The following is a 25,165-nucleotide window of genomic DNA, read 5'->3' on the forward strand; positions in this document are numbered from 1 at the left end:
TTCGTGCAGCCTAGCGCCCCAGCCGTGCCGGCAGCTCCCGCGCCAGGTGGCGGATCAGTTCGGCGATCCGGCGGGGCACGTGGCGTTGCTGGCGATGGACCGCATAGATGGCCGCCGCCGGCGCCTCGTGATCGGTCAGCAGCGGCACCAGGGCGCCACTGGCGATCAGCTCGGCTACGTCCCACTCCGACCTCAGGATCAGCCCGTGGCCGTCCAGCGCCAGGCGCACCATCACCTCGCCGTCGTTGCTGCTCAGGCTGCCGCGCACCTTCTGGGCGAAGTGCTGGCCAGCCTTGGTGAAGCGCCAGACGGCGTAGTCACCGGCGTCCTGGCGCAGCACCAGGCAGTTGTGCCGTGCCAGGTCTGCCACGCTCTCCGGCACACCGGCGCGGGCCAGGTAGGCGGGGGCGGCGCAGAGCAGGCGGCGGTTGTCCAGCAGGCGATGGGCGATGACCCGGGCATCCGGTGGTTCGCCGACACGGATATCCAGGTCGAAGGGGCCCTCCAGCAGATTCACCGGATGGCTGGAGAGGTGCAGGTTGAGTTCCAGCTGCGGATGGCGGCGGGCGAAGTCCGACAACAGCGGCGCCAGGTGCCGCCGGCCGAAACCGAAGGTGGCGTTGAGATTGAGCGTCCCGCTGAGGGGCGCGTCGGGCCGGCCGACCGCGGCCTCCAGGTCTTCCAGCTGGCTCAGCAGGGGACGGGCCCCCTCCAGGTAGCGCAGGCCTTCCGGGGTCAGGTCCAGCCGCCGCGTGGTACGGCGGATCAGCTGCACGCCCAGGCGACGCTCCAGGGCGGTGAGTCTCTTGCTCACCGCCGCCAGCGACAGCCCCGACTCCTGCGCTGCGGCGGTCAGGCTGGGATGGGCGGCCAGATGGACAAAGAAGGCGAGATCGTCGGCGGACAAGATTCTTGATTCCAGGTTAAGAATGGCTTTCCTCTAGGCGGGATTGTACGCCTCCAGCATGGGACTACACTGGGGCCATCCCACTCGAACTGCCGGAGCATCCTCATGCAAGCGTCCCAGCCCCACAAGATCGCGGTCATCGCCGGAGACGGCATCGGCATGGAAGTCATGCCCGAGGGCATCCGGGTGCTGGAAGCTGCCGCCCGCCGCTTCGGCATCGCCTTGCAGTTCGATCACTTCGACTTCGCCAGCGCCGCCTACTACCAGGCCCACGGCAAGATGCTGCCGGACGACTGGTTCGAGACCCTCAAGGGCTACGACGCCCTCTACTTCGGCGCGGTCGGCTGGCCGGACGTGGTGCCCGACCACATCTCCCTCTGGGGTTCGCTGCTGCAATTCCGCCGCCGCTTCGACCAGTACGTCAACCTGCGACCCTGCCGGCTGATGCCGGGGGTCAGGGCGCCCCTGGCCAATCGCCAGCCCGGCGACATCGATTTCTATGTGGTGCGCGAGAACACCGAGGGCGAGTACTCCAGCGTCGGCGGCATCATGTTCGAGGGCACCGAGCGCGAGGTGGTGATCCAGGAAACGGTGATGACCCGCCACGGCACCGACCGCATCCTCAAGTTCGCCTTCGACCTGGCCCAGCAGCGCCCACGCAAGAAGTTGACCTCGGCCACCAAGTCTAACGGCATCGCCATCACCATGCCCTGGTGGGACAAGCGCGTGGAAGAGATGGGCAAGGCCTATCCGGACGTGGCGGTGGACAAGTTCCACATCGATATCCTCACCGCCAACTTCGTCCTGCACCCCGACTGGTTCGACGTGGTGGTGGCCAGCAACCTGTTCGGCGACATCCTCTCCGACCTGGGCCCGGCCTGCACCGGCACCATCGGCATAGCGCCCTCGGCCAACATCAACCCGGAGCGCAATTTCCCCAGCCTGTTCGAGCCGGTGCACGGCTCGGCGCCGGACATCGCCGGCCAGGGCATCGCCAATCCCATCGGCCAGATCTGGTGCGGGGCCATGATGCTCGAGCACCTCGGCCATGCCGAGGCCGGCGCGGCGGTGGTAGCGGCCATCGAGGCGGTGCTGAGCCAGGGTCCGGAGCAGGCGCCCCTGACCCGCGACCTGGGCGGCCAGGGCACCACCGAGAGCCTGGGCCAGGCCATCGCCGCGGCCCTGGCCTGAGATGGACGGCTTCTTCGCGGGATTCGAAACGCGGCGGCTGAGCGTCGATGGTGTCGAACTCCATTGCCGGGTCGGCGGCCAGGGTCCGGCGCTGCTGCTGCTCCATGGCCATCCCCAGACCCATGTGATGTGGCACAAGGTGGCGCCGCGGCTGGCCGAGCGCTTCACCCTGGTGGCCGCCGACCTACGCGGCTATGGCGACAGCGCCAAGCCGGCCGCGGGCGACGAGGCCTACAGCAAGCGCACCCTGGCGCGGGACAACGTCGAGCTGATGCGCCTGCTGGGCCATGAGCGCTTCGCCGTGCTGGCCCACGACCGTGGCGCCCGGGTCGCCCATCGCCTGGCGCTGGATCATCCCGCGGCGGTGGAGCGGTTGATGCTGCTGGACATCGCGCCGACCCTGGCCATGTATCGCCAGACCGACGAGGCCTTCGCCCGCGCCTACTGGCACTGGTTCTTCCTGATCCGCCCGGCGCCGCTGCCGGAACGGCTGATCGAGGCCGATCCGGAAGGCTATCTGAAAGGCGTGATGGGGACCCGCAGTGCCGGCCTGGCGCCCTTTCCCCCGGAGGTGCTGGCCGAATACCTGCGCTGCCTGAGCCTGCCTGGCACCGCCCGCGGCATCTGCGAGGACTATCGCGCCAGCGCCGGGATCGACCTGGTGCATGACCAGGCCGACCTGGATGCCGGCCGGCGGCTGGAATTGCCGCTGCGCATACTCTGGGGCGCGGAAGGTACCGTGGGGCGCTGCTTCGATCCCCTCGCCGAATGGCGCCAGGTGGCGACCCAGGTCACTGGCCGCGCCTTGCCGGGCGGGCATTACCTGGCGGAGGAGCTACCAGAGCTGGTCGCCGACGAGGCCCTGGCCTTCTTCGGTTGACGCGGTGACTGCAAAGGAGTGTTGCGTCATCTGACTGTAACAAAGTGTGACGTTATCAAGGTCGAGCGGGTCTATTTGTGAAATTTTCGTGAAAAGAGACCTTGATGAACGCTCCACTCTTCCCTTCCACCTGGCAGTGGCGCCGCCTGGCGCTATGCCAGGGCCTGGCCCTGGGCCTGCTGCTGCTCTGGCTGGTTCCTGGCGTGCGCAGCCAGCTGCTGGCCTTCGACGCCGGGTTGTTCCACGCCCTCAATGCGCCCCTGGCGCATTCGACCGCCTGGCTCTATCTCTGGACCTTCTTCAGCCTGAGGCCGGTGGATGCCTTGGTCGGCCTGATCCTCCTGGCACTGCTGGTCCGCGGCGGCTGGGCCTATCCAGCCCGGCAGGTACGGCCGGCGCTGGCGGCCTTCGTCGGCCTGCTGGTGATCCTACTGATCATGCGCACCCTGCTGACCAAGGGCATCGAAGCCGCTGGCCTGCAGCATGCCAGTCCCTCCGATGTGCTCTCCGGCGCCTACCTGCTCAGCGATCGCTTTCCGGGGCTGGAACACGGATGGGAGTTGAAGGACAGATCCGGCGCCAGTTTTCCCGGCGACCATGCCTCGGTGTTGTTGCTCTGGGCGCTGTTCATGGCCCATTTCACCCGCGGCGGACGCCGGCTGGTAGTCGCCGCCTTGGCGGTGCTGTTCATGCTGCCGCGGCTGGTGGCCGGTGCCCACTGGGGCTCGGATGACTATGTGGGCGGCCTGGCGCTAGCGCTGAGCGTCATCGGCCTGGGCGTGCACACACCCTTGGCCGCCTGGTTCGCCCGCCAGGGTGAGCGGCTGCTGGCGCCACCCCTGCGCGGCCTTGCGCGGCTGCCGCTGCTCGGCCGCCTGAGCCTGTTACAGCCCTAGTCCAGGGTCACCGCTAGCGCGACTGGGCCAGGGCCGGCAGCAATTGCTGGTCGATGGCCTGGCGTACCGCCGGTAGCAGGGCGGCGCTGCCGGAGAGCAAGTCCTGGATCAGTTGCCGCAGTACCAGGGCGCGCTCCTGGGTGAGTGCCGTCACGGCCTGGCGGCAGGCCTCGTCGGCCGACGCCTGGGGCGTTACGTTGAAACCCAGCGCGCGTAGGCGGTCGCGGAAATCGTCCTGGTCGATCAAGTCGGCGATCATCATGGCACTGCCCTCTCCGGTGGAATGCCGGGATTCTCCCATTGGCACCGTGGACGGCAAGCCGGCCTGGCGTCGGTGCATAGCTGGATGTCGCTTTTGGACAGCAGCGCGATTGGCGCCCAGGCAATGTAGGTTTATTACTACATCGGGCCCGGACAATCTGCCGCAGGGCCAAAGCGGACGATAGCCGATAGAATAGCGCCATTCCTCGATATTTTCGGTTGTTCGCCGCCAGAGCGTGCAATCCAACGGTTACACACTGAGGCCCATCAGGGCGTTTGAACCTCTTCCGTCTCCAGCGGTTGAGGTTTTTTTTTGTCTTCTGGGCACTCATGGCCGCTCTGGTGGCCGTAACTCATCCCAATTGGCGGCCGAGAAAGCTCTCCAGGGCGAGTCGCAGGGCCTCGGCGCGCGGGCCCCCGGCCCGCAAGGCGCCATGCAGCAGACCGGCACCCTCCCATAGCTCGCATGAACGACCCGCCTCGCGCAGGGCCGCAGCATAGGCGCGGCCGTGGTCCGCCAGGGGGTCACGGCGGGCAACGGCGATGAAGCCAGGCGCTAACCCGGTGAAATCCCTCGTCCGCAGCGGTAGCGCCAGGGGGTCGTGGCGATCCTCCAGCCTGGGCAAATAGCTGTCCAGGCAGGCGCGCCAGTCGGCCGCGCTCAGCAGGGCAGCCTGGGCGTGGCGGCGCTCGCTGGGCAGTCGCCGATCCGTCAGCGCCGGGTAGATCAACGCCTGCGCCCTGGGCGGGGCCCGCCCCTGCCGGCGCAGCGCCAGGCACAGCGCCGCGGCCAGATTGCCACCGGCGCTGTCGCCGGCCACCGCCAGGCGCGTCTCGTCGAGCCCCAGCGCGTGGGCCTCCTGCACTAGCCAATCCCAGGCCTGGAGCGCGTCCTCCAGGGCCGCCGGGTAGGGATGCTCCGGGGCCAGGCGATAATCCACCAGCAAGACGGCCAGCCCCAGCCGCCGCGCCAGGCGGGCGGCGAGAAAGCCGTGGGAGTCTAGGTCACCGAGCATCCAGCCACCGCCGTGCAGGTAGAGCAGGGCGGGGCGGTCGCTGGCGGATTCTGGTGGCGCCACCAGGCGCAGCGGTACTCCACCGGCCCGGTGCTCGCTGACCGCCAATCCCTGGTAATCCGCTGGTGCCAAGGCCGCGCAGAGCCGGGCATAGGCCCGACGCTGGGCAGCGATGTCCGGATCCTCGACGGCGAAGGCCTGGCTGGCCTGCACGAAGGCGGCCATGTCCGCCGTCAGCGGTGGCTGGCTCATCGTTGCAGCACGCGAATTCTGGAATGCAGCTCATCCCGGTCGACATAGCAGCCCTGGAAATGACGCGCGCCGCTGGTGGGGTCGAATTCATCCCGGGCATGCAGGGCGCGCCGGTTGTCGAAGCACCACAGCTGACCCGCGGTGAGGCGATGCCGGTATCTGAAGCGATCGTCCCGGGTCAGGGCGATGAAGCGCCGGTAGGCGCGGTAGAGCAGCGGCATGGTTTCCGGCTGGCTGCTGAAGGGGCCGCGCAGGAAATTCGCCATGCGGATTTCCGTAACCTCCTGGTGTTCGTCCAGGGCGATGATGGGGGCCCGGTAGCGATAGTCGGAAGATTTCCCGCGATTGCGAAATTCGACGGGTAGCGTGGTGAGGATCGCGAAGGACTGCGGATCCTCTTCTCTCAAGACTTCCGCGAGCTTGAAGCCGTCGACGAAGGTACTGCTGCCGCCTTTTGCGTCATTGACCAGGCAATGCAGGAATTGCAGCCCCGGTTGCAGCTCGCGGGTCGGCAGGTCGGTGTGCAGCGGGAGGTTGAAGGCGGTGTAGGCGTTGCTGTCCGCGTCGGCCTTGGATTGCACGTTGAAGAGGGTGCCGAAGTTGGATTCGCGGATGAAGGAAATCCGTCTCGCCACCGCAGCTAGAGATCCCTCTTCCACGGGCACGCCAAGCAGCAGCGACAGGCCGGTGTCCCTCACCTCGATCAGCCAGGCCAGCAGCGCCGCCTCGTCGGTCATGATCTCGGCGTAATCAAAGGTCGGAACAGCGAGGTGGCTGTCCCAGAGCTTTTTCCGGGGTCTCAGCCGGAGCTGCTCGGCCAGGGACTCTTCATCGTAGGCGTGGGCGCGCAGCCAGCCCGCGTGGTACGTACTGGCATGTCCGTCGTCCCAGAGAACCTCCAGGTGACCCTCATCCGTGAGGGTCACCTGGGCGGCCTGCAGATCTTCCGGGATATCCATTATCTCGAACACCTGCTCCCGGGTAACGGGATAGACGCAGTGCGGGCACGGGCAGTTGTCCCTCAACCAGAGCAGGTGGTAGGGACTGTGCCGGCCGTCCCGCCATTCGACGGTGACCTGGGCGCCATCCCAGCGGGCGCTGCCTATTGGACTGATGACCTCGTAGGTACTGTAGTCGGGGATAGCGCTCATGGCCCGGTGGCTCCATCTAGCCTGGATGGTGGACGGTCAGTGCCTGGCGGGTGGCAGGCCGATGACCCGCCCGACGTGCGCCGGCCAGGGCTCGTCCCGCTGCGCCGCCAGCCGGGTCGCCAGCCAGTCGTGTACCGCCGGCGCGAAGGGCGCCGACTTGGGACCGGCCAGGTCGACGTGCAACAGCAACTGCTCGGAGGCCGCCAGCAGCTCGGCCTCGCCTGCGTGGTACAGCCCGAAGTGCAGGTGCAGGCGCTTGGCGTCCAGGGCCAGGAACCTCACCCGCACCTCCAACTGGGCGTCCGCCTTCACCTCATGGAGGAAATTGAGGTGGCACTCCAGGGTGAACAGCGAGTGCCCGCTGGCTGCACGGCCGGCGGCGTCCAGGCCCATGGCGTCCATCAGGGCGTCGGTGGCGTGGCTGAAGATCAGCAGGTAGTAGGCATCGCGCAGATGGCCGTTGTAGTCGACCCAGTCGGGGGCGACCGCGGTGCTATGGATCAGCATGCTGTTCTCCTAGTCCCGGATGCCATGGCGCGTCTTGCACTCGGCGATGGCCGCCTGCACGGCGAGCAGGCAGTCGTCGCGATAGCGCTCCAGGGCGGCCAGCTCCAGGTCGCCCTGTTGCGCCTGGGTGCCCTCGACCACGGCGTCGATCAGGCCATCGGTCAACTCCGGGGCTTCCAGGTAGGTCCAGGGCAGCTTCAGCGCCGGACCGAATTGCTGCATGAAGTGACGCATGCCCGCCGGGCCGCCGGCCAGGGTGTAGGTGAGGAAGGTGCCCATGAACGACCAGCGCAGGCCGGCGCCATAGCGGATGGCGTCGTCGATCTCGCCGGTGGTGGCGACGCCGTCGTTGACCAGGTGCAGGGCCTCGCGCCACAGGGCTTCGAGCAGGCGATCGGCGATGAAGCCGGGCACCTCCTTGCGCACCCGCAGCGGCCGCATGCCCAGCTCGCGATAGAAGGCTTCGGCACGCGCCAGATTGGCCTCTGAGGTCTGGGTCCCGCCCACCACCTCCACCAGCGGCAGCAGGTAGACGGGGTTGAAGGGATGGCCCACCAGGCAGCGCTCGGGGTGCTCGGCATCGGCATAGAAGTCGCTGGGCAGCAGCCCCGAGGTGCTGGAGCAGATCAGGGCGTCGGGCCGAGCCGCCCGGCTGACCCGGGCGTGCAGGTCGCGCTTGAGCTCCAGGCGCTCGGGCGCGCTTTCCTGGATCACATCGGCGCCGGCCACGGCTTCTTCCAGGTCGGTATGGAACGTCAGGCGCTCCAGGCTGGCGCCTGGTGCCAGGCCCTGGGCCTCCAGTGCCGGCCAGGCATTGGCCAGGCGGGTACGCAGGGCCGCCTCGGCCCCGGGCGCCGGGTCCCAGGCGCGGACGTCGAGGCCGCGGGCCAGGGCCCGGGCGATCCAGCCGGCACCGATCACTCCGGTGCCGAGGGCGGCGAAGACGGCGCTCATTGGGCACCTCCCAGCTTCATCTTCTTGCGCCCTTCGGCGGGGCTGAGGGCCCGGCCACCCAGTCGCTCGATGATCTGGATGACCCGCTCCACCAGGCTGCCGTTGGTGGCGTGGACGCCGCGGTCCAGCCAGAGGTTGTCTTCCAGGCCGACGCGGACGTTGCCGCCCAGCAGCATGGCCTGGGCGGCCATGGGCATCTGCATGCGGCCGATGCCGAAGCCGGCCCAGCAGGCGCCCGCTGGCAGGTTGTCGACCATGGCCTTCATGGTGGTGGTGTCGGCCGGCGCGCCCCAGGGAATGCCCAGGCAGATCTGGAACAGCGGGTCTTCCAGCAGGCCTTCCTTGAGCAACTGCTTGGCGAACCAGAGGTGGCCGGTGTCGAAGATCTCCAGCTCCGCCTTCACCCCCAGCTCGGTGATGCGCTTGGCCCCGGCGCGCAGTTGCGCGGGGGTGGAGACATAGATGAAGTCGCCGTCACCGAAGTTGAGGGTGCCGCAGTCCAGGGTGCAGATGTCCGGGCGCAGCTCCTCGATGTGCAGCAGGCGGGTCAGCGGGCCGACCAGGTCGGAGCCGGGCCCGAATTCGGTGGGCGTCTCGCCCGGGCCGATCTCCAGGTCGCCACCCATGCCGGCGGTGAGGTTGACGATGATGTCGACGTCCGCCTCGCGGATACGCTCGACCACCTCGCGATAGAGCGCCACGTCGCGACTCGGCTTGCCGGTGGCGGGATCGCGGACATGGGCGTGCACCACCGTGGCGCCGGCGCGGGCGGCCTCCAGGGCGGCCTCGGCGATCTGCGCCGGGGTAACGGGAACATGGGGATTGCGGCCTACGGTATCACCGGCGCCGGTCAGGGCGCAGGTAATGATGACATCGGTGTTCATGGTCTTTCCTTGGCGATCAGAGCTTGACGGCGGCCGGCTGGCCGGCATGGGTGGTGACGCCTTGCAGGAAGGCGTCGAGGCGTTGCGGATGCGCCTTGAGCCAGGCGCGGGCGGCGTCCTTGGGCGCGGTGCGCTCCAGGATGGGGGCCATCACGGCGCTGACCTCGGCGCTGTCGAGGTGCAGATTGGTGAGCAGCTGCTGGACATTGGGGCAGCGCTGCGGGTAGTCCGCGGTGGTCACCACCGAGACGGTGGCCTGGCCTTCGTTGGGGCCGAAGATGTCCTCGCTGCCGGTGAGATAGTGCATCTTGATCTGCAGGTTCATCGGGTGCGGCTTCCAGCCGAAGAACACCACCCACTCCTGGCGCTTCTCGGCGCGGCGCACGGCGCTGAGCATGCCCGCCTCGCTGGACTCCACCAGCTGGAAGTCCTTGAGGCCGAATCTGTTGGTCTTGATCATCTCGGTGGTGGCGCGATTGGCGCCGCTGCCCGGCTCGATGCCATAGATCTTGCCGCCGAGCTTGTCCTTGAAGCGGGCGATGTCGGCGAAGGTCTTCAGGCCGCCTTCGTAGACGTAGTCGGGCACCGCGAAGGTGGACTGGGCATCGGCCAGCAGCGGCGGGGCCAGCACCTTGACCTGGCCCTTGTCGACGAAGGGCTGCACCACCGGCTGCATGGTCGGCTGCCAGTAGCCGAGGAAGACGTCGAGGTCCTTGTTGCCCATGCCCGCCATGATGATCTGTTGCGAGGCGGTGGTCGGCTTGACCCCGTAGCCGAGGCCCTCGAGCATGACCTCGGCGAGGGCGCTGGTGGCGACCACATCGGTCCAGCCGACGATGCCCAGGCGCACGGTCTGGCAGCTGTCGGGCTCGGCGGCCCGGGCGCTGCCGAGGGTGGCGGCCAGCAGGCCGCAGGCGAGGAGGGTGGAGCAAAGCGTCTTGGGAGGCATGGCGAACTCCTGGTGGCGGCTTGCCGAGGATGACTGCCGGTGCCTTCTACCCTAGGCGCCTCGCTGGGCGATCATGCGCAGCCCGACGACCGGAATTTGCATCCTGGCGACCTTCTTGCTTGCCAGTAGCCATCGTTACCGAGCAGGGTCCCCCATGCCGCAGTCCTTCGCCTTCCTGCTGCTACCCGGTTTTTCCGCCCTGGGCTTCATCGCCACCCTGGAGCCGCTGCGGGTGGCCAATCGTTTTCGCCCGGGCAGCTACGCCTGGCGCATCCTCGGGCGCGAGGGCGCCGCCGTGACCGCCAGCAACGGCATGTCGGTCAACGTCGACGGCGGCCTCGAAACCCTGGCCCCCGGCACCACCCTGTTCGTGGTGGCCGGCTTCGAGGCCCTCGCCCATTACGACGACGGCCTCGCCAGCTGGCTGCGCCAGGTCGCCCGCCACGGCCATCCCCTCGGTGGCATCGATACCGGCACCCTGGTGCTGGCCCGCGCCGGCCTGCTGGACGGCCATAGAGTCACCCTGCACTGGGAAGCGGTGGCCGCCTTTCGCGAAGCCTGGCCGCAGCTGGAGGTCACCGGCGAGCTGTTCGAGATCGACCGCGGCCGCATCACCTGCGCCGGCGGCACGGCCAGTCTCGACCTGCTGCTGGAGCTGATCGGTCGCAGCCACGGCAGCGACCTGGCGGTGCAGGTTTCCGAGCAATTCGTCCTCGGCCGCATCCGCCCGCCGCGCGAGCACCAGCGGCTGCAGGTGGCGCAACGCTACGGCATCGCCAATCGCAAGCTGATCCGCGTGGTGGAACGCATGGAGCGGCATACCGAGACGCCCCTGGGCACCCTGGAACTGGCGGCCGGCATCCAGGTGACCCGCCGCCAGCTGGAGCGGCTGTTCCGCCTCTATCTGGATACGACGCCCTCGACCTTCTACCTGCAGTTGCGCCTGGACAAGGCGCGCCAGCTCCTGCAGCAGGGTGACGCCAGCGTGCTGGAGGTCGCCCTGGCCTGCGGTTTCGAATCCGCCTCCTATTTTTCCCGTTGCTACCGCCAGCGCTTCGGCCTGAGTCCGCGCGAGGACCGGCCCCGCCGCGATCCCGGCCGCTCGTCGCCGGCGGACGTCCTGGCGACGGCCGTGGCCCTCCCGCCGGCCTAGGACGACCCCGGCGCTGACGCTTCTGGTGATACCCCTGTCGTTTTTGCATCCGGTCGGCGGGAACCCCGGGGCTATGCTGGCCTCGAATCGCCGGCACCCGTTCCGGCGCAAGACTTCCGCCGGAGCCCGTCATGAATGCCACCGAACTCCACGCCGACAGCATCGTCATCGACGGGCTGATCATCGCCAAGTGGAACCGCGAACTCTTCGAGGACATGCGCAAGGGTGGCCTGACCGCCGCCAACTGCACCGTCTCGGTATGGGAGGGCTTCCAGGCCACGGTCAACAACATCGCCGCCAGCCAGAAACTGATCCGCGAGTGCAGCGACCTGGTGGTCCAGGTGCGCACCACCGCCGAGATCCGCCAGGCCAAGGCCCAGGGCAAGACCGGCATCCTGTTCGGCTTCCAGAACGCCCATGCCTTCGAGGACCAGATCGGCTACGTCGAGATCTTCAAGCAGCTCGGCGTGGGCATCGTGCAGATGTGCTACAACACCCAGAACCTGGTGGGCACCGGCTGCTACGAGCGTGACGGCGGCCTATCCGGCTTCGGTCGCGAGATCGTCGCCGAGATGAACCGCGTCGGCATCATGTGCGACCTCTCCCACGTCGGCTCCAAGACCAGCGAGGAAGTCATCCTCGAGTCGAAGAAGCCGGTCTGCTACTCCCACTGCCTGCCGTCCGGCCTGAAGGAGCATCCGCGCAACAAGTCGGATGCCGAACTCAAGTTCATCGCCGACCACGGCGGCTTCGTCGGCGTGACCATGTTCGCCCCCTTCCTGGCCAAGGGCATCGACTCGACCATCGACGACTACGCCGAGGCCATCGAGTACGTGATGAACCTGGTCGGCGAAGACTCCATCGGCATCGGCACCGACTTCACCCAGGGCCATGGCCACGACTTCTTCGAGTGGCTGACCCACGACAAGGGCTACGCCCGCCGCCTGACCAACTTCGGCAAGATCGTCAACCCGCTGGGCATCCGTACCGTGGGCGAATTCCCCAATCTGACCGAGACCCTGCTCAAGCGCGGCATGCCCGAGCGCACCGTGCGCAAGGTCATGGGCGAGAACTGGATGAGGATCCTCGGCGAAGTCTGGGGCGAATGATCCTGATGTAGGTCGGGTTGAGCACAGCGAAGCCCGACAAACCTTTACCACCCCTTTCCTACCGTCGGGCTTCGCTAACGTTCAGCCCGACCTACGACTCTCTGCTCCGGAGTACCTCATGGCCAGCCACGCCCCCGAAATGCCCATCCAGGTCGACGACGAAACCGGCGTCTGGACCACCGACGCCCTGCCGATGCTCTACGTACCCCGGCATTTCTTCGTCAACAACCACATGGGCATCGAAGAAGTCCTGGGCGCCGACCAATACGCCGAGATCCTCTACAAGGCCGGCTACAAGTCCGCCTGGCACTGGTGCGAGAAGGAAGCCGAGTGCCATGGCCTGCAGGGCGCCGCGGTGTTCGAGCACTACATGAAGCGCCTGTCGCAGCGCGGCTGGGGCCTGTTCGAGACCCAGAAGCTCGACCTGGACACCGGTCATGCCGAGGTCAAGCTCAAGCATTCCGCCTTCGTCTACGTCTACGGCAAGGTCAACCGCAAGGTCGACTACATGTTCACCGGCTGGTTCTCCGGCGCCATCGACCAGATCCTGGCCGACAAGGGCAGTGCCATCCGCACCGTCACCGTGCAGGAATACAGCGGTTCCGAAGAGGGCCACGACGACGGCCTTTTCGTCACCCGGCCGAAGTAACGCCACGCCCCCGGGTGGCCGCCGACCCACTCGCCGCCACCCCAGCAACACCCCAGAGCAAGAGCGCGGCTCAAGACCGCGCACCAGCCGATCGAGGAGAAGGTCATGGCCTTCGAAGCAATGTTCCAGCCGATCCAGATCGGCAAGCTCACCATCCGCAACCGCGTACTCTCCACGGCCCACGCCGAGGTCTATGCCACCGATGGCGGCATGACCACCGAGAGGTACGTCAAGTATTACGAAGAGAAGGCCAAGGGCGGCATCGGCCTGGCCATCTGCGGGGGTTCCTCGGTGGTCGCCATCGACAGCCCCCAGCACTGGTGGAGTTCGGTCAACCTCTCCACCGACCGCATCATTCCGCATTTCCAGAATCTGGCCGACGCCATGCACAAGCATGGCGCCAAGATCATGATCCAGATCACCCACATGGGCCGGCGTTCGCGTTGGGACGGCGGCCACTGGCCGACCCTGATGTCGCCGTCGGGCATCCGCGAGCCCGTGCACCGCGCCACCTGCAAGACCATCGAGCCGGAAGAGATCTGGCGGGTGATCGGCAACTTCGCCCAGGCCGCCCGCCGTGCCAAGGCCGGTGGCCTGGACGGCGTCGAGCTGTCCGCCGTGCACCAGCACATGATCGACCAGTTCTGGTCGCCGCGGGTCAACAAGCGCACCGACGAATGGGGCGGTAGCTTCGAGAACCGCATGAGATTCGGCATGGAGGTGCTCAAGGCCGTGCGCGCCGAGGTCGGTGACGACTTCTGCGTCGGCATGCGCATCACCGGGGACGAATTCCACCCCGATGGCCTGTCCCACGACGACATGAAGCAGATCGCCAAGTACTACAGCGACACCGGCATGCTCGACTTCATCGGCGTGGTCGGCTCGGGCTGCGACACCCACAACACCCTGGCCAACGTCATCCCCAACATGACCTATCCGCCGGAGCCCTTCCTGCACCTGGCCGCGGGCATCAAGGAAGTGGTCAACGTGCCGGTGCTGCACGCCCAGAACATCAAGGACCCCAACCAGGCCACCCGCATCCTCGAGGGCGGCTACGTCGACATGGTCGGCATGACCCGCGCCCACATCGCCGACCCGCACCTGATCACCAAGATCAAGATGGGCCAGGTCGACCAGATCCGTCAGTGCGTCGGCGCCAACTACTGCATCGACCGCCAGTACAATGGCCTGGACGTGCTGTGCATCCAGAACGCCGCCACCAGCCGCGAATACATGGGCCTGCCGCACATCATCGAGAAGTCCACCGGGCCCAAGCGCAAGGTGGTCATCGTCGGCGGCGGCCCGGCTGGCATGGAGGCCGCGCGCGTCTCGGCCGAGCGCGGCCATGACGTCACCCTGTTCGAGAAGCAGGAGCAGCTCGGCGGCCAGATCACCCTGGCCTCCCGCGCCCCGCAACGCGACCAGATCGCCGGCATCACCCGCTGGTACCAGCTGGAACTGGCGCGTCTGGGCATCGACCTGCGCCTGGGCACCGCCGCCGATCCGGCGACCATCCTCGACCTGCGCCCGGACATCGTCATCCTGGCCAACGGCGGCCATCCCTTCCTGGAACAGGTCGAGCACTGGCACGCCGCCGACGGCCTGGTCGTCAGCAGCTGGGACATCCTCTCGGGCAAGGTCGAGCCGGGCAAGAACGTGCTGGTGTACGACACCATCTGCGAATTCACCGGCATGTCGGTGGCCGACTACCTGGCCGACAAGGGCGCCCAGGTGGAAATCGTCACCGACGACATCAAGCCGGGCGTGGCCATCGGCGGGACCACCTTCCCGACCTACTACCGCAGCCTCTATCCCAAGGAAGTGATCATGACCGGCGACCTGATGCTGGAAAAGGTCTACGCCGAGGGCGACAAGAAGGTCGCGGTGCTGGAGAACGAATACACCGGTGCCCGCGAAGAACGCGTGGTCGACCAGATCGTCATCGAGAACGGCGTGCGCCCGGACGAGGGCCTCTACTACGCCCTCAAGGAAGACTCGCGCAACAAGGGCCAGATGGACATCGAGGCGCTGTTCGCCATCGAGCCGCAGCCGGCGTTGAACGAGGCCGGCAACGGCTACCTGCTCTACCGGATCGGCGATTGCGTGGCCCAGCGCAACACCCACGCCGCCATCTACGACGCCCTGCGCCTGTGCAAGGACTTCTAAGACACGCCCCGTGAGGGTTCGCAACGTCCGGTCGGCACGGACAGCTCCCTCTCCCTGAGGGAGAGGGCGGGGGTGAGGGAGCTGCGCTGACGCCCAGGCGTTAACTCAGGCTCCTCATTCCGGCTTTCTCCCCAGGGAGAGCGGGCGATCCGCCGCCACCCGAGGTCCCGTAGGGAGACCCGCAATGCTCAGTACCATCCTCCCCATCCTGCTCTTCGCCGCCCTGGCCCTCACCGTGATCGGTGCCGTGCGCCGCTTCAGTCTCTGGCGACAGGGCCGCCCGGCCGAGGTCGACTGGGTCGGTGGGCTGCTGAAGATGCCGCGCCGCTACCTGGTGGATCTGCACCACGTGGTCGACCGCGACAAGTACATCTCCAAGACCCACGTGGCCACCGCCGGCGGTTTCGTCCTGGCGGCGCTGCTGGCCATCCTGGTGCATGGCTTCGGCCTGCACAGCCGCATCCTCGGCTGGGCGCTGCTGGCGGCCACCGCCTGCATGTTCACCGGCGCCCTGTTCGTCGCCAAGCGCCGCCGCAACCCGCCGGCGCGGCTGTCCAAGGGCCCCTGGATGCGCCTGCCGAAGAGCCTGCTGGCCTTCGCCGCGAGCTTCTTCATCGCCACCCTGCCGGTCGCCGGCATCCTGCCGCCGGACTTCGGTGGCTGGCTGCTGGCCGCGGTGCTGGCGGTCGGCGTGGCCTGGGGCGTGTCCGAGCTGTTCCTCGGCATGACCTGGGGCGGTCCCATCAAGCACGCCTTCGCCGGTGCCCTGCACCTGGCCTGGCACCGCCGCGCCGAGCGCTTCAGCACCCCACACAACGCCAGCGCCGCCCGCTCCAGCGGCCTCAAGGCGCTGGACCTGGACGATCCCCAGGCGCCGCTGGGCGTGGAAAAGCCCGCCGACTTCACCTGGAACCAGCTGCTCGGCTTCGATGCCTGCGTCCAGTGCGGCCGCTGCGAAGCCATGTGCCCGGCCTTCGCCGCCGGCCAGCCGCTCAATCCCAAGAAGCTGATTCAGGACATGGTGGTCGGCCTCAAGGGCGGCAGCGATGCCCATTATTTCGGCTCGCCCTACCCGGGCAAGCCGGTCGGCGAGCACGCCGGCGGTCCGCACCTGCCGATCGTCGCCCGCCAGGGCAAGGCCCTGGTGGACGCCGAGACCCTCTGGTCCTGCACCACCTGCCGCGCCTGCGTCGAGGAATGCCCGATGATGATCGAGCACGTCGATGCCATCGTCGACATGCGCCGGCACCTGACGCTGGAACGCGGCGAGACGCCGAACAAGGGCGCCGAGGTGCTGGAAAATCTCATCGCCACCGACAACCCCGGCGGCTTCGCCCCCGGTGGTCGCCTGAACTGGGCCGCCGACCTGGACCTGCCGCTGATGAAGGACCGCGGCCAGGCCGAGGTGCTGTTCTGGGTCGGCGACGGCGCGTTCGACATGCGCAACCAGCGCACCCTGCGCGCCTTCGTCAAGGTGCTCAAGGCGGCCAAGGTGGACTTCGCCGTACTCGGCCTGGAAGAGCGCGACAGCGGCGACGTGGCCCGTCGCCTGGGTGACGAGGCGACCTTCCAGCAACTGGCCAGGCGCAACATCGAGACCCTGGGCAAATATCGCTTCCAGACCATCGTCTCCTGCGATCCGCACAGCTTCCACGTGCTCAAGAACGAATACGGCGCCCTGGGCGGTCACTACCAGGTGCAGCACCACAGCACCTTCATCGAGACCCTGCTCAGCCGCGGCACCCTGTACCTGGGCCAGCATGCGCTGGCCGAGCAGGGCGCCACCATCACCTATCACGATCCCTGCTACCTGGGCCGCTACAACGGCGAGTACGAGGCCCCGCGCGCGGTGCTCAAGGCGCTGGGCATCGCGGTCAAGGAGATGGAGCGTTCCGGTTTCCGCTCGCGTTGCTGCGGTGGTGGCGGCGGTGCCCCCATCACCGACATCCCCGGCAAGCAGCGGATCCCCGACATGCGCATGGCCGACATCCAGTCAACCGGCGCCGAGCTGGTGGCCGTGGGTTGCCCCCAGTGCACCCTGATGCTGGAAGGCGTGGTCGCGCCGCGCCCGGAGATCAAGGACATCGCCGAGCTGGTGGCCGAGGCCATCGTCGAGGCGCCGGTCGAAAGCAAGCCGACCGCGGCACGGCGGCCGGTGGCCGAGGCCTTGTCGTGAGTACGGTTGGTAGCCCCCTCACCCTAGCCCTCTCCCCGAGGGGAGAGGGGATGGCTACGGGTGTCCGGCAAGCTCAGTCGCTTTTCGCCCCCTCTCCCCTCCGGGGAGAGGGCTGGGGTGAGGGGCCCACCGCGCACCTCACCTGCCATTTCCAAACGGAGCGCCCAGCATGAGCATCATCCGTCGCGATCCGCGCCGCGAGTGGATCGCGCGCAACCGTCTGCATCCCTTGCACGCGAGCATCGCCAGCAGCGCCGATGCCGAAGTCCGCTGGATGGGCCCCAATGGCCTGGTCCGCAAGAATCCCCATGCCGCGGCCGCCGGCTTCCTTGGCCCCCAGGGCGTCAAGCGGATCGACCGCAGTGGCGCCCAGCAGGGCGGTGGCCGCCGTGGCGCGGCCCAGGCGGTGGAAGAACAACTGCCGCTGCACCGGATCGTCGAACCGGCCTTCTACATCGCCGTGGTCCCGGACCTGGTCAGCGGTCGCCTGACCGCCCACGACCGTGACCTGCTGGGCCTGGCCCGGCAACTGGCCGGTGCCGAGGGCGCCGTGCTGGCGGTGGTCTTCGGCGAGGTCAAGGAAAGCGCCTTCGATACCGCCGGCGTGGATCGCCTGCTGCATCTGGAAGGCGAGCAATTCCAGGGCTATGCGCCCGAGCAGCGGGTCCTCGCCCTGCGCGCGGTGAACAACGAACTGCAGCCGCGTCACTGGCTGCTGCCGGACAGCCGCAGCGGCGGGGGCGAATTGGGTCGACGCCTGGGCGCGGCCCTGCACGAACGTCCCGCCACCCGCGTCTGGCAGGTCAAGGACGGCCTGGCCATCGGCCGCGCCGGTGCCGGTCGCCAGGATCTGCAGCAGCCGCTGCCGCGCCTGGTGCTGGCCCTGCCGGAATGCGCGGAGCCGGTCGGCGAGACCCGGCACGAAGTCCTGCCGGTCCAGCTGAGCGGCGGCATCGCCCGCCATCTGCCCCGCATCGAGGACCTCGGCCCAGTGGCGGTCGATCCCATGCAGATCCCCCTGGGCGAGGCGGAGTTCATCCTCTCCGGCGGCAACGGCATCAGCGACTGGAATCTGTTCCACAGCACCGCCGCCATCCTGGGTGCCACCGAGGGCGCCTCGCGGGTAGCGGTGGACGACGGCCATATGCCGCGCAACCGCCAGGTCGGTGCCACCGGGACCTGGGTCACCGCCCGGGTCTATCTGGCCGTGGGCATCTCCGGCGCCGTGCAGCACCTGCAGGGCATCGCCAGCTGCGACAAGGTCATCGCCATCAACACCAATCCGGGCTGCGACATGGTCAAGCGCGCCGACCTGTCGGTGATCGGCAACGGTGACGCCATCCTGGCCGCCCTGGCGCGGCTGGTCGAACAACAGCGGGCAGGGGAGTTGCAGGATGTCGCCTGAGCAGAAGCTGCCGTCGCTGGACGGCGTCAAGGTCGTCGCCTTGGTCTCGGTCGGCGCCCACCCCACCTCTGGTCGCGCACGGCGCGCAGAGCAGGATGCCCGTGCCGTGGAACTCGGCCTGCGCCTGGTGGGCGACAAGCTGCGCGTACTGCACGCCGGCGATCCCGCCGAGGAAGCCCTGCGCGGCTACCTGGGCATGGGCGTGCCGGCCCTGCACGTGCTGGAGCAGCCGGCGGGCGCCGATGCCCTGCCGGCCCTCGGTGACACCCTGCGCGAGGTCGGCGCGGGCCTGGTACTGACCGGCAGCCAGGCAGAAACGGGCGAGGGCTCGGGCTTGTTGCCCTATCTCCTCGCGGAAACCCTGGGCTGGCCCCTGGTGGTCGGGCTCGCCGCGGTGGAAGCCGTGGAAGGCGGCCAGGCGACCGTACTGCAAGCCCTGCCGCGCGGCCAACGCCGCCGGCTGCGGGTGCGCCTGCCCTTCGTCGCCAGCGTCGACAGCGCCGCCCCGGCACCCCGGCAAAGCGCCTTCGGCCCCGCGCGCCGTGGCGAGCTGCAGGTGGAGACCACCGAGGTGGTGCAGGACAGCCTGTTCGAGGACGGCGAATTGCAACCGGCCAAGGCCCGTCCCAAGCGCCTCAAGGTGATCAAGGCCAAGACCGCCGCCGACCGCTTCAAGGCCGCCACGGCCAAGGCCTCCGGCGATGGCGGCCAGGTCCTCAAGGATCTGGCTCCCGAAGCCGCGGCCGCCGCCATCCTCAAGGTGCTGCGCGAGGAAGGCGTGGTGCGTTGAAGCTGTAACCCCCTCTCCCTCGGGGAGAGTGCTGGGGTGAGGGAGGCTCGGAACTCAAGCTTCGGGTGGAAAAGGCTACGCCGTTTTCCACGCTACGATATTGAAGCCACGCTCCAAACCATTCCCTCTCCCTGCGGGATAGGACTAGGGTGAGGGAAGCCCCGGTACCCAAGCCTCAGGTGGAAGAGGCTGCGCCGTTTTCCACGCTACGGAGCCGACGCCACGCTCCAAACCATCCCTCTCCCTCGGGGAGAGGGCTAGGGTGAGGGAAGCCCCGGTACCCAAGCCTCAGGTGGAAGGCTGCGCCGCTTTCCACGCTACGGAGCTACCACGACGTGCAGGACCCCGTAGGTTGGGCTGAGCCTGCGAAGCCCAACGATCCCAACCTCCGACGCCTATCAGTGCGCCTCGTCCCAATTGCCACCCACCCCCGACTCCACCAGCAGCGGCACGTCCAGCTGGCCGGCGCCGCTCATCAGCGGCAGCAGGCCTTCGCGCAGGCGGTCCACCTGGTCCTCGCGCACCTCCAGCACCAGTTCGTCGTGCACCTGCAGGATCACCCGAGCGTCCAGCTCCGGGGTCGCCTGCAGCCAGGCGTCCACGGCGATCATGGCGCGCTTGATGATGTCCGCGGCGGTGCCCTGCATGGGCGCGTTGATCGCCGCGCGCTCGGCGGCGCGTCTCAGGCCCTGGTTCTTGGAGTGGATGTCCGGCAGATACAGCCGGCGCCCGTAGAGGGTCTCCACGTAGCCCTGGTCCACCACCTGGGCGCGGGTGCGCTCCATGTAGGCCAGCACGCCGGGATAGCGCTGGAAGTAACGGTCGATATAGGCCTGGGCCTCGGCGCGGCCGACGCCGATCTGCTTGGCCAGGCCGAAGGCGCTCATGCCATAGATCAGGCCGAAGTTGATGGCCTTGGCGCGCCGGCGGTCCTCGTTGCTGACCTCTTCCAGCGGCACGCCCATCACCTCGGCGGCGGTGGCGCGGTGCACGTCCAGGTCGTTCTGGAAGGCGTGCAGCAGGCCTTCGTCCTGGGCCAGGTGGGCCATGATGCGCAGCTCGATCTGCGAATAGTCCGCCGCCAGCAGGCGATAGCCCTTGGGCGCGACGAAGGCCTGGCGGATGCGTCGGCCCTCGGCGGTACGGATCGGGATGTTCTGCAGGTTCGGGTCGCTGGACGACAGCCGGCCGGTCGCCGTCACCGCCTGGTGATAGCTGGTGTGGATGCGCCCGGTGCGCGGATTGATCTGCTGCGGCAGCTTGTCGGTGTAGGTGCTCTTGAGCTTGCTCATCTGCCGGTACTGCATCAGCACCTTGGGCAGCGGGAAGTCCTGGTCGGCCAGTTCCTGCAGCACCGCCTCGGCGGTGGAGGGCTGGCCCGAGGCGGTCTTGCTGACCACCGGCAGGCCTAGCTTGACGAAGAGGATCTCGCCCAGCTGCTTGGGCGAACCCAGGTTGAATTCCTGGCCGGCCAGTTCATAGGCCTCCTTTTCCAGGGCGATCATCTTCTCGCCCAGCTCGCGGCTCTGCACCCCGAGCAGCGCCGAATCCACCAGGGCGCCATTGCGCTCGATGCGCGCCAGCGCCGGCACCAGCGGCATCTCGATGTCGCGCAGCACCGCCGCCAGGCCCGGCACGGCCTCCAGCTGGGGCCAGAGGGTCTGGTGCAGGCGCAGGGTGACGTCGGCATCCTCGGCGGCATAGGGCCCGGCCTGCTCGATGGCGATCTGGTCGAAGGTCAGCTGCTTGGCGCCCTTGCCGGCGATGTCTTCAAAACGGATGGTGCTGTGGCCGAGGTACTTGAGCGCCAGGCTGTCCATGTCATGGCGGGTGGCGGTGGCGTCCAGCACATAGGATTCGAGCATGGTGTCGAAGGCGATGCCCTGGATACGGATGTCATAGCGATCCAGCACATTGAGGTCGTACTTGCCGTGCTGCATGACCTTGAGCTTGGCCGGGTCTTCCAGCAGCGGCTTGAGCGCCGCCAGTACCGGCTCCAGCGCCAGCTGGGTCGGCGCGCCCATGTAGCTGTGGGCCAGGGGCACGTAGGCGGCCTGGCCCGGCGCCACGGCGAAGGACAGCCCCACCAGTTCGGCGCGCTGGGCGTCGATGCTGGTGGTCTCGGTGTCGAAGGCGAAGCAGTCGGCGGCCTGCAGCCGCGCCAGCCAGGCGTCGAAATCGGCCTGCTCCAGCACGGTGTCGTAGTGGGTTTCCACCTGGGTGGTGGCGGCATCCTCGGCCAGCGGCAGGGGCGCGCCCTGGCGCTTGGTGTCGCGGATCAGGTCATCCAGCCAGGACTTGAATTCCAGCTCCTGGTAGAGCGCCATCAGGGCTTCCACATGGGGCTCGCCGACAGTGAGCTCCTCGAAGGTCAGCTCCAGCGGCACGTCCAGCTTGATGGTGGCCAGCTGGTAGGAGAGGTAGGCCTGCTCACGGTGCTGGTCCAGCTTGGCGGCCAGCGACTTGGCGCCGCGCAGGGGCAGGGCGGCCACCGCCTCCAGGTTGGCATAGAGGACATCCAGACCACCGCCGATGCCGTTGAGCAGGCCGGCGGCGGTCTTCTCGCCCACCCCGGGGACCCCGGGGATGTTGTCGATCTTGTCGCCCATTAGCGCCAGGTAGTCGATGATCAACTCCGGACCCACGCCGAACTTGGTCTTCACCCCTTCCACGTCCAGCACGCTGCCGCTCATGGTGTTGACCAGGGTGACATAGGGGCAGACCAGCTGGGCCATGTCCTTGTCGCCGGTGGAGATCACCACCGGGCGCTCGGCGCTGGCGCAATGGCGGGCGAGGGTGCCGATGACGTCGTCGGCTTCCACCCCTTCGACCGCCAGCAGCGGCAGGCCCAGGGCGCGGATGCAGGCGTGCAGCGGCTCGACCTGGCCGCGCAGGTCGTCGGGCATGGCCGGGCGCTGGGCCTTGTAGTCGGCGAAGAGTTCGTCGCGGAAGGTAGGGCCCTTGGCGTCGAAGACCACGGCGAAGAGGCTGTCCGGGTACTGGCGGCGCAGCGAGAGCAGCATGTTCAGCACGCCCTTCACCGCGCCGGTCGGCTTGCCGGTGGAGGTCATCAGCGGCGGCAGGGCGTGGAAGGCGCGGTAGAGGTAGGAGGAACCGTCCACCAGGACGAGAGGGGCGTGGCTCATGGTCTGGACCTTTGTCGTGGCGTGTGCGGCGTCTGTCCGGCCAGTCTCGACGACGGCAAGGCCGGGTTCTAGAATCGACCACTCGCTCCGTTCAAAAGGTCAAAGGTTACCATGGGTGCTCGTCGCTTCCTCCTCGCCGCTCTGCTGCTGGCCCCGCTGGTGCAGGCCGCGGAACCGCTGCCGCCCGGGGAAAAGCCCTTGCCTGACGAGATCAAGGTGATCCGCTACCAGGCCGGCGAGCAGACCATCGAGGAGACGCGCATCCGCGGCGTGCTGCAGTCCACCCGGGTCATTCCCAAGCATGGCGCGCCCTACGAGCTGGTGCCCGCCGACGGCAGCAGCACCGCCGCCAACGACAAGCCGACGCTGCACGTCCCCAGCTGGCGGCTGTTCAGCTGGTAGGCGCAAGGCGCCTGGACCGGTAAACTGCGCGCCGCTCGCACATTCTCCCGCCAGGCCCCGTCATGTCCGTCTTCACGCCCCTCGATCGTCCTACCCTCGAAGCCTTCCTGGCGCCCTATGGCCTGGGCCGGCTGCGGGATTTCCGGGGCATCGCCGAGGGGTCGGAAAACACCAACTACTTCATCAGCCTGGAAGGTGGCGAATTCGTCCTGACCCTGGTGGAGCGCGGCCCGGTGGCGGAGATGCCGTTCTTCATCGAGCTGCTCGACGTCCTCCACGACGCCGACCTGCCGGTGCCCTATGCGGTGCGCACCCAGGATGGCCAGGCCCTGCGCCAGCTGGCCGGCAAGCCGGCGCTGTTGCAGCCGCGCCTGGCCGGGCGCCACGAGCGCACGCCCAATCCCCATCACTGCGGCGAAGTCGGCCACCTGCTGGGCCATCTGCATCGGGCTACCGCGGCGGAAAAACGCATCGAGCGCGCCAGCGATCGCGGCCTGGCCTGGATGCTGGCCGAGGGCGAGCGCCTGGCGCCGACCCTGGACGCGACCGCCCGGCCGTTGCTGGAACGCACCCTGGCGGAGATTCGCAGCCTGCTGGCCGAGCAGCCGCCGCTGCCCGAGGCCAACCTGCACGGCGATCTGTTCCGCGACAACGTGATGTTCGACGGCCCGCGGCTGTCGGGCGTCATCGACTTCTACAACGCCAGCTCGGGCTGGATGCTCTATGACCTCGCCATCACGGTGAACGACTGGTGCTCCACCGAGGCCGGTGCCCTGGACCTGCCGCGGGCCCGGGCACTGCTGGCGGCCTATGCCGCCGACCGCCACTTCACGCCGCGCGAAGCCGAGCTGTGGCCCGTGCTGCTGCGCGTCGCCTGCGTACGCTTCTGGCTGTCACGACTGATCGCCGCCCAGGCCTTCGCCGGGCAGGATGTGCTGATCCACGATCCGGCCGAATTCCAGCAGCGCCTGGCGGCGCGTCAGCAGGCCGTGCTGGAATTGCCGCTGACCCTGTGATCCGTGGTTCCACGTGGAACCTCGCCGCCGAGCTACAGCTGTAACCGTCGCTCGATGGCGGGTCGCGCCTGGCCTTGCCGCTGCCAACTCAGCGTCGCCTTGATCAGGCTGCCTGGCGCCGCGCCCAGGCGCGTGGTGACCGGGCAGCCTTCACCCCTGGCCTCGCCGGCCTGGCGGGTGCGGGCGATGCCCCCGGGCCCGCGCAATTCGATGCTGAGTTCGTAGCGCAGGGGCGCGTCTTCGCCGGCGAAGCACAGCTGTACCCGAGCCCCTGTCGGCAGCGCCGTCACGTCGAGGCTGGCGCTGGCCGCGGCACCTCCCGCCAGGGGCAGGAGGGCCGCGAGCAGCCAGGCGGCGCGCGTCACCGCTGGTTGATGGTGGCGCTGTTGCCGAAGCCGCTCTGCGTGATTTGCGCGCTGTCGTTGAAGCCGTTGAAGTTGGCCGAGGTCTGCAGGATGCTCGCGCGGTTGCTGTCGCCGACCTGGCTGACGCTGGCCGTGCTGATGGCGCTGGTGACGTCGAGTCGCGCCTCGTTCCCGTTGCCGGTCTGGACGATGCTGGTCTGGTTGCTGTCGCCCTGGACGGTGACGCTGGCCAGGTTGTCGTCGCCGGTGGAGCTGCCGCTGAAGCGGTTGCCGCGGCCGGCCTGGTCGACGTTCAGGGTGTTGCGATTGCCGTCCTGGGTGAAGGTCAGTTCGTTGAACTTGCCGGAGGAGAGCACCGTGGCGGCATTGGCCTGGCCACGCTGGGTCAGTTCCACGGTGTCGACCGAGTAGCCCTGCTGGGTCAGGTCGATGCGGTTGTCGGTGCCGGACTGGGCGAGAGTGGCCGTCACGGCATCGCCGCTCTGATCGACGCGTACCTGGTTGTTGTCGCCGTTCTGCTCCAGGGTCAGCTGGGCGCTGGAGGCCGACTGGACCAGGGTGCCGCTGTTGCTGCCCACGGAAGTGAGGGTGGCCTGGTTGCCGAAGCCGTCCTGGGTCAGGGTATGGACGCTGCTGCCGCCTTCCTGGCGCAGACTCGCCACGTTGCCCTGGGCGTAGCCGTAGACGTCGCCGCCCTGGGTGATGGTGGCGCTGCTGGCGCCGGTCTGGACCACGCTGATCTGGTTGCTCTCGCCTTGCAGCTGATAGAGGGCGGCGCTGTTACCGGGGCCGCTCTGGTCCAGGGTGATCGTGCCGCTGTTGCCGTCCTGCTGGACGGTGGCGGTGCTGTTCTGGGCGAGGGCGTTGGCGGCCACGAGGGCCAGCGTCAGGGCGGCCAGGGGCCTGAGTAGAAACATCTGTCTGATCTCCATGAGTGCCA

The 25,165-nt window shown here is 68.2% G+C and carries 23 protein-coding genes; 12 read left to right on the forward strand and 11 right to left on the reverse strand.

The genetic code is table 11. The features are described 5' to 3' along the window. Nucleotides 1-10 precede the first annotated feature (10 nt). Nucleotides 11-907 carry a LysR family transcriptional regulator gene (locus tag FSV73_RS13290; RefSeq protein ID WP_145008328.1) on the reverse strand — a complete coding sequence of 299 codons (897 nt, stop codon included), beginning with the start codon at nucleotides 905-907 and terminating at the stop codon, nucleotides 11-13. Nucleotides 908-1,012: 105 nt separating this feature from the next. Between FSV73_RS13290 and FSV73_RS13295 the strand changes: the two genes are divergently transcribed. From FSV73_RS13295 to FSV73_RS13305, 3 genes are all read left to right on the forward strand, one after another. Next, nucleotides 1,013-2,098: a tartrate dehydrogenase gene (locus FSV73_RS13295; protein WP_145008329.1), complete on the forward strand. Its 1,086-nt coding sequence runs from the start codon at nucleotides 1,013-1,015 to the stop codon at nucleotides 2,096-2,098. Between the two features lies 1 nt (nucleotide 2,099). Next, complete coding sequence (locus tag FSV73_RS13300) at nucleotides 2,100-2,978, forward strand: alpha/beta fold hydrolase (protein ID WP_145008330.1); 879 nt, start codon at nucleotides 2,100-2,102, stop codon at nucleotides 2,976-2,978. A gap of 104 nt (nucleotides 2,979-3,082) precedes the next feature. Next, a complete protein-coding gene (locus FSV73_RS13305) occupies nucleotides 3,083-3,874 on the forward strand; it encodes a phosphatase PAP2 family protein (protein ID WP_145008331.1) in 792 nt (263 codons plus the stop codon). A gap of 13 nt (nucleotides 3,875-3,887) precedes the next feature. Here the strand turns inward: FSV73_RS13305 and FSV73_RS13310 are convergent, their stop codons facing one another. The 7 genes from FSV73_RS13310 to choX form a co-directional block, all read right to left on the reverse strand. Beyond that, nucleotides 3,888-4,136, reverse strand: a complete 249-nt coding sequence (locus FSV73_RS13310; RefSeq protein ID WP_145008332.1) for a hypothetical protein — start codon at nucleotides 4,134-4,136, stop codon at nucleotides 3,888-3,890. Nucleotides 4,137-4,488: 352 nt separating this feature from the next. Then, nucleotides 4,489-5,403: an alpha/beta hydrolase gene (locus FSV73_RS13315; RefSeq protein ID WP_145008333.1), complete on the reverse strand. Its 915-nt coding sequence runs from the start codon at nucleotides 5,401-5,403 to the stop codon at nucleotides 4,489-4,491. Beyond that, nucleotides 5,400-6,554, reverse strand: a complete 1,155-nt coding sequence (locus tag FSV73_RS13320; RefSeq protein ID WP_145008334.1) for a gamma-butyrobetaine dioxygenase — start codon at nucleotides 6,552-6,554, stop codon at nucleotides 5,400-5,402. Before FSV73_RS13320 ends, FSV73_RS13315 begins: the two co-directional genes overlap by 4 nt. Nucleotides 6,555-6,590: 36 nt before the next feature. Next, the gene (locus tag FSV73_RS13325; protein WP_145008335.1) at nucleotides 6,591-7,061 is read right to left on the reverse strand and encodes a thioesterase family protein; all 471 of its coding nucleotides are present in this window, start codon (nucleotides 7,059-7,061) and stop codon (nucleotides 6,591-6,593) included. Between the two features lie 9 nt (nucleotides 7,062-7,070). Then, the gene (locus FSV73_RS13330; protein ID WP_145008336.1) at nucleotides 7,071-8,015 is read right to left on the reverse strand and encodes an L-carnitine dehydrogenase; all 945 of its coding nucleotides are present in this window, start codon (nucleotides 8,013-8,015) and stop codon (nucleotides 7,071-7,073) included. Next, a complete protein-coding gene (locus FSV73_RS13335) occupies nucleotides 8,012-8,899 on the reverse strand; it encodes a 3-keto-5-aminohexanoate cleavage protein (protein ID WP_058772050.1) in 888 nt (295 codons plus the stop codon). Before FSV73_RS13335 ends, FSV73_RS13330 begins: the two co-directional genes overlap by 4 nt. Nucleotides 8,900-8,915: 16 nt before the next feature. Next, nucleotides 8,916-9,848 carry a choline ABC transporter substrate-binding protein gene (choX, locus tag FSV73_RS13340; RefSeq protein WP_145008337.1) on the reverse strand — a complete coding sequence of 311 codons (933 nt, stop codon included), beginning with the start codon at nucleotides 9,846-9,848 and terminating at the stop codon, nucleotides 8,916-8,918. 154 nt (nucleotides 9,849-10,002) lie between these two features. Here choX and FSV73_RS13345 point away from each other — a divergent pair, with 154 nt between their 5' ends. From FSV73_RS13345 to etfB, 7 genes are all read left to right on the forward strand, one after another. Further along, the gene (locus FSV73_RS13345) at nucleotides 10,003-11,001 is read left to right on the forward strand and encodes a GlxA family transcriptional regulator (protein WP_145008338.1); all 999 of its coding nucleotides are present in this window, start codon (nucleotides 10,003-10,005) and stop codon (nucleotides 10,999-11,001) included. A 131-nt stretch (nucleotides 11,002-11,132) separates the two neighbouring features. Beyond that, on the forward strand, nucleotides 11,133-12,110 hold the full coding sequence (locus tag FSV73_RS13350; protein ID WP_027597310.1) for a dipeptidase: 978 nt from the start codon (nucleotides 11,133-11,135) through the stop codon (nucleotides 12,108-12,110). Between the two features lie 118 nt (nucleotides 12,111-12,228). Beyond that, complete coding sequence (locus tag FSV73_RS13355) at nucleotides 12,229-12,759, forward strand: DUF5943 domain-containing protein (protein ID WP_145008339.1); 531 nt, start codon at nucleotides 12,229-12,231, stop codon at nucleotides 12,757-12,759. Nucleotides 12,760-12,864: 105 nt separating this feature from the next. Continuing rightward, nucleotides 12,865-14,925 (forward strand): dimethylglycine demethylation protein DgcA, encoded by a 2,061-nt coding sequence (gene dgcA, locus FSV73_RS13360; RefSeq protein WP_145008340.1) that lies wholly within the window; start codon nucleotides 12,865-12,867, stop codon nucleotides 14,923-14,925. Nucleotides 14,926-15,109: 184 nt separating this feature from the next. After that, entirely contained in the window at nucleotides 15,110-17,101 is a 1,992-nt protein-coding gene (dgcB, locus tag FSV73_RS13365; RefSeq protein WP_145008341.1) for a dimethylglycine demethylation protein DgcB, read from the forward strand. Between the two features lie 169 nt (nucleotides 17,102-17,270). Next, a complete protein-coding gene (etfA, locus tag FSV73_RS13370; RefSeq protein WP_145008342.1) occupies nucleotides 17,271-18,506 on the forward strand; it encodes an electron transfer flavoprotein subunit alpha in 1,236 nt (411 codons plus the stop codon). Next, on the forward strand, nucleotides 18,496-19,296 hold the full coding sequence (gene etfB / locus FSV73_RS13375; RefSeq protein WP_145008343.1) for an electron transfer flavoprotein subunit beta: 801 nt from the start codon (nucleotides 18,496-18,498) through the stop codon (nucleotides 19,294-19,296). Before etfA ends, etfB begins: the two co-directional genes overlap by 11 nt. Nucleotides 19,297-19,694: 398 nt before the next feature. On the opposite strand, the gene polA is transcribed toward etfB, so the two are convergent. Beyond that, nucleotides 19,695-22,442 carry a DNA polymerase I gene (gene polA / locus FSV73_RS13380; protein ID WP_145008344.1) on the reverse strand — a complete coding sequence of 916 codons (2,748 nt, stop codon included), beginning with the start codon at nucleotides 22,440-22,442 and terminating at the stop codon, nucleotides 19,695-19,697. Between the two features lie 111 nt (nucleotides 22,443-22,553). On the opposite strand from polA, the gene FSV73_RS13385 reads away from it, so the two are divergent. Next, nucleotides 22,554-22,844 (forward strand): DUF2782 domain-containing protein, encoded by a 291-nt coding sequence (locus FSV73_RS13385; RefSeq protein WP_145008345.1) that lies wholly within the window; start codon nucleotides 22,554-22,556, stop codon nucleotides 22,842-22,844. Between the two features lie 62 nt (nucleotides 22,845-22,906). Then, nucleotides 22,907-23,860: a homoserine kinase gene (locus FSV73_RS13390; protein ID WP_145008346.1), complete on the forward strand. Its 954-nt coding sequence runs from the start codon at nucleotides 22,907-22,909 to the stop codon at nucleotides 23,858-23,860. Between the two features lie 32 nt (nucleotides 23,861-23,892). On the opposite strand, the gene FSV73_RS13395 is transcribed toward FSV73_RS13390, so the two are convergent. Next, nucleotides 23,893-24,225, reverse strand: coding sequence for a hypothetical protein (locus FSV73_RS13395; RefSeq protein WP_145008347.1), 333 nt, complete (start codon nucleotides 24,223-24,225; stop codon nucleotides 23,893-23,895). Beyond that, on the reverse strand, nucleotides 24,222-25,142 hold the full coding sequence (locus FSV73_RS13400; RefSeq protein ID WP_260856073.1) for a hypothetical protein: 921 nt from the start codon (nucleotides 25,140-25,142) through the stop codon (nucleotides 24,222-24,224). Before FSV73_RS13400 ends, FSV73_RS13395 begins: the two co-directional genes overlap by 4 nt. Nucleotides 25,143-25,165: the final 23 nt, after the last annotated feature.

The sequence above is a fragment of the Pseudomonas oryzihabitans genome, from assembly GCF_007665395.1.
GTDB classification, from domain to species: Bacteria; Pseudomonadota; Gammaproteobacteria; order Pseudomonadales; family Pseudomonadaceae; genus Chryseomonas; species Chryseomonas psychrotolerans_C.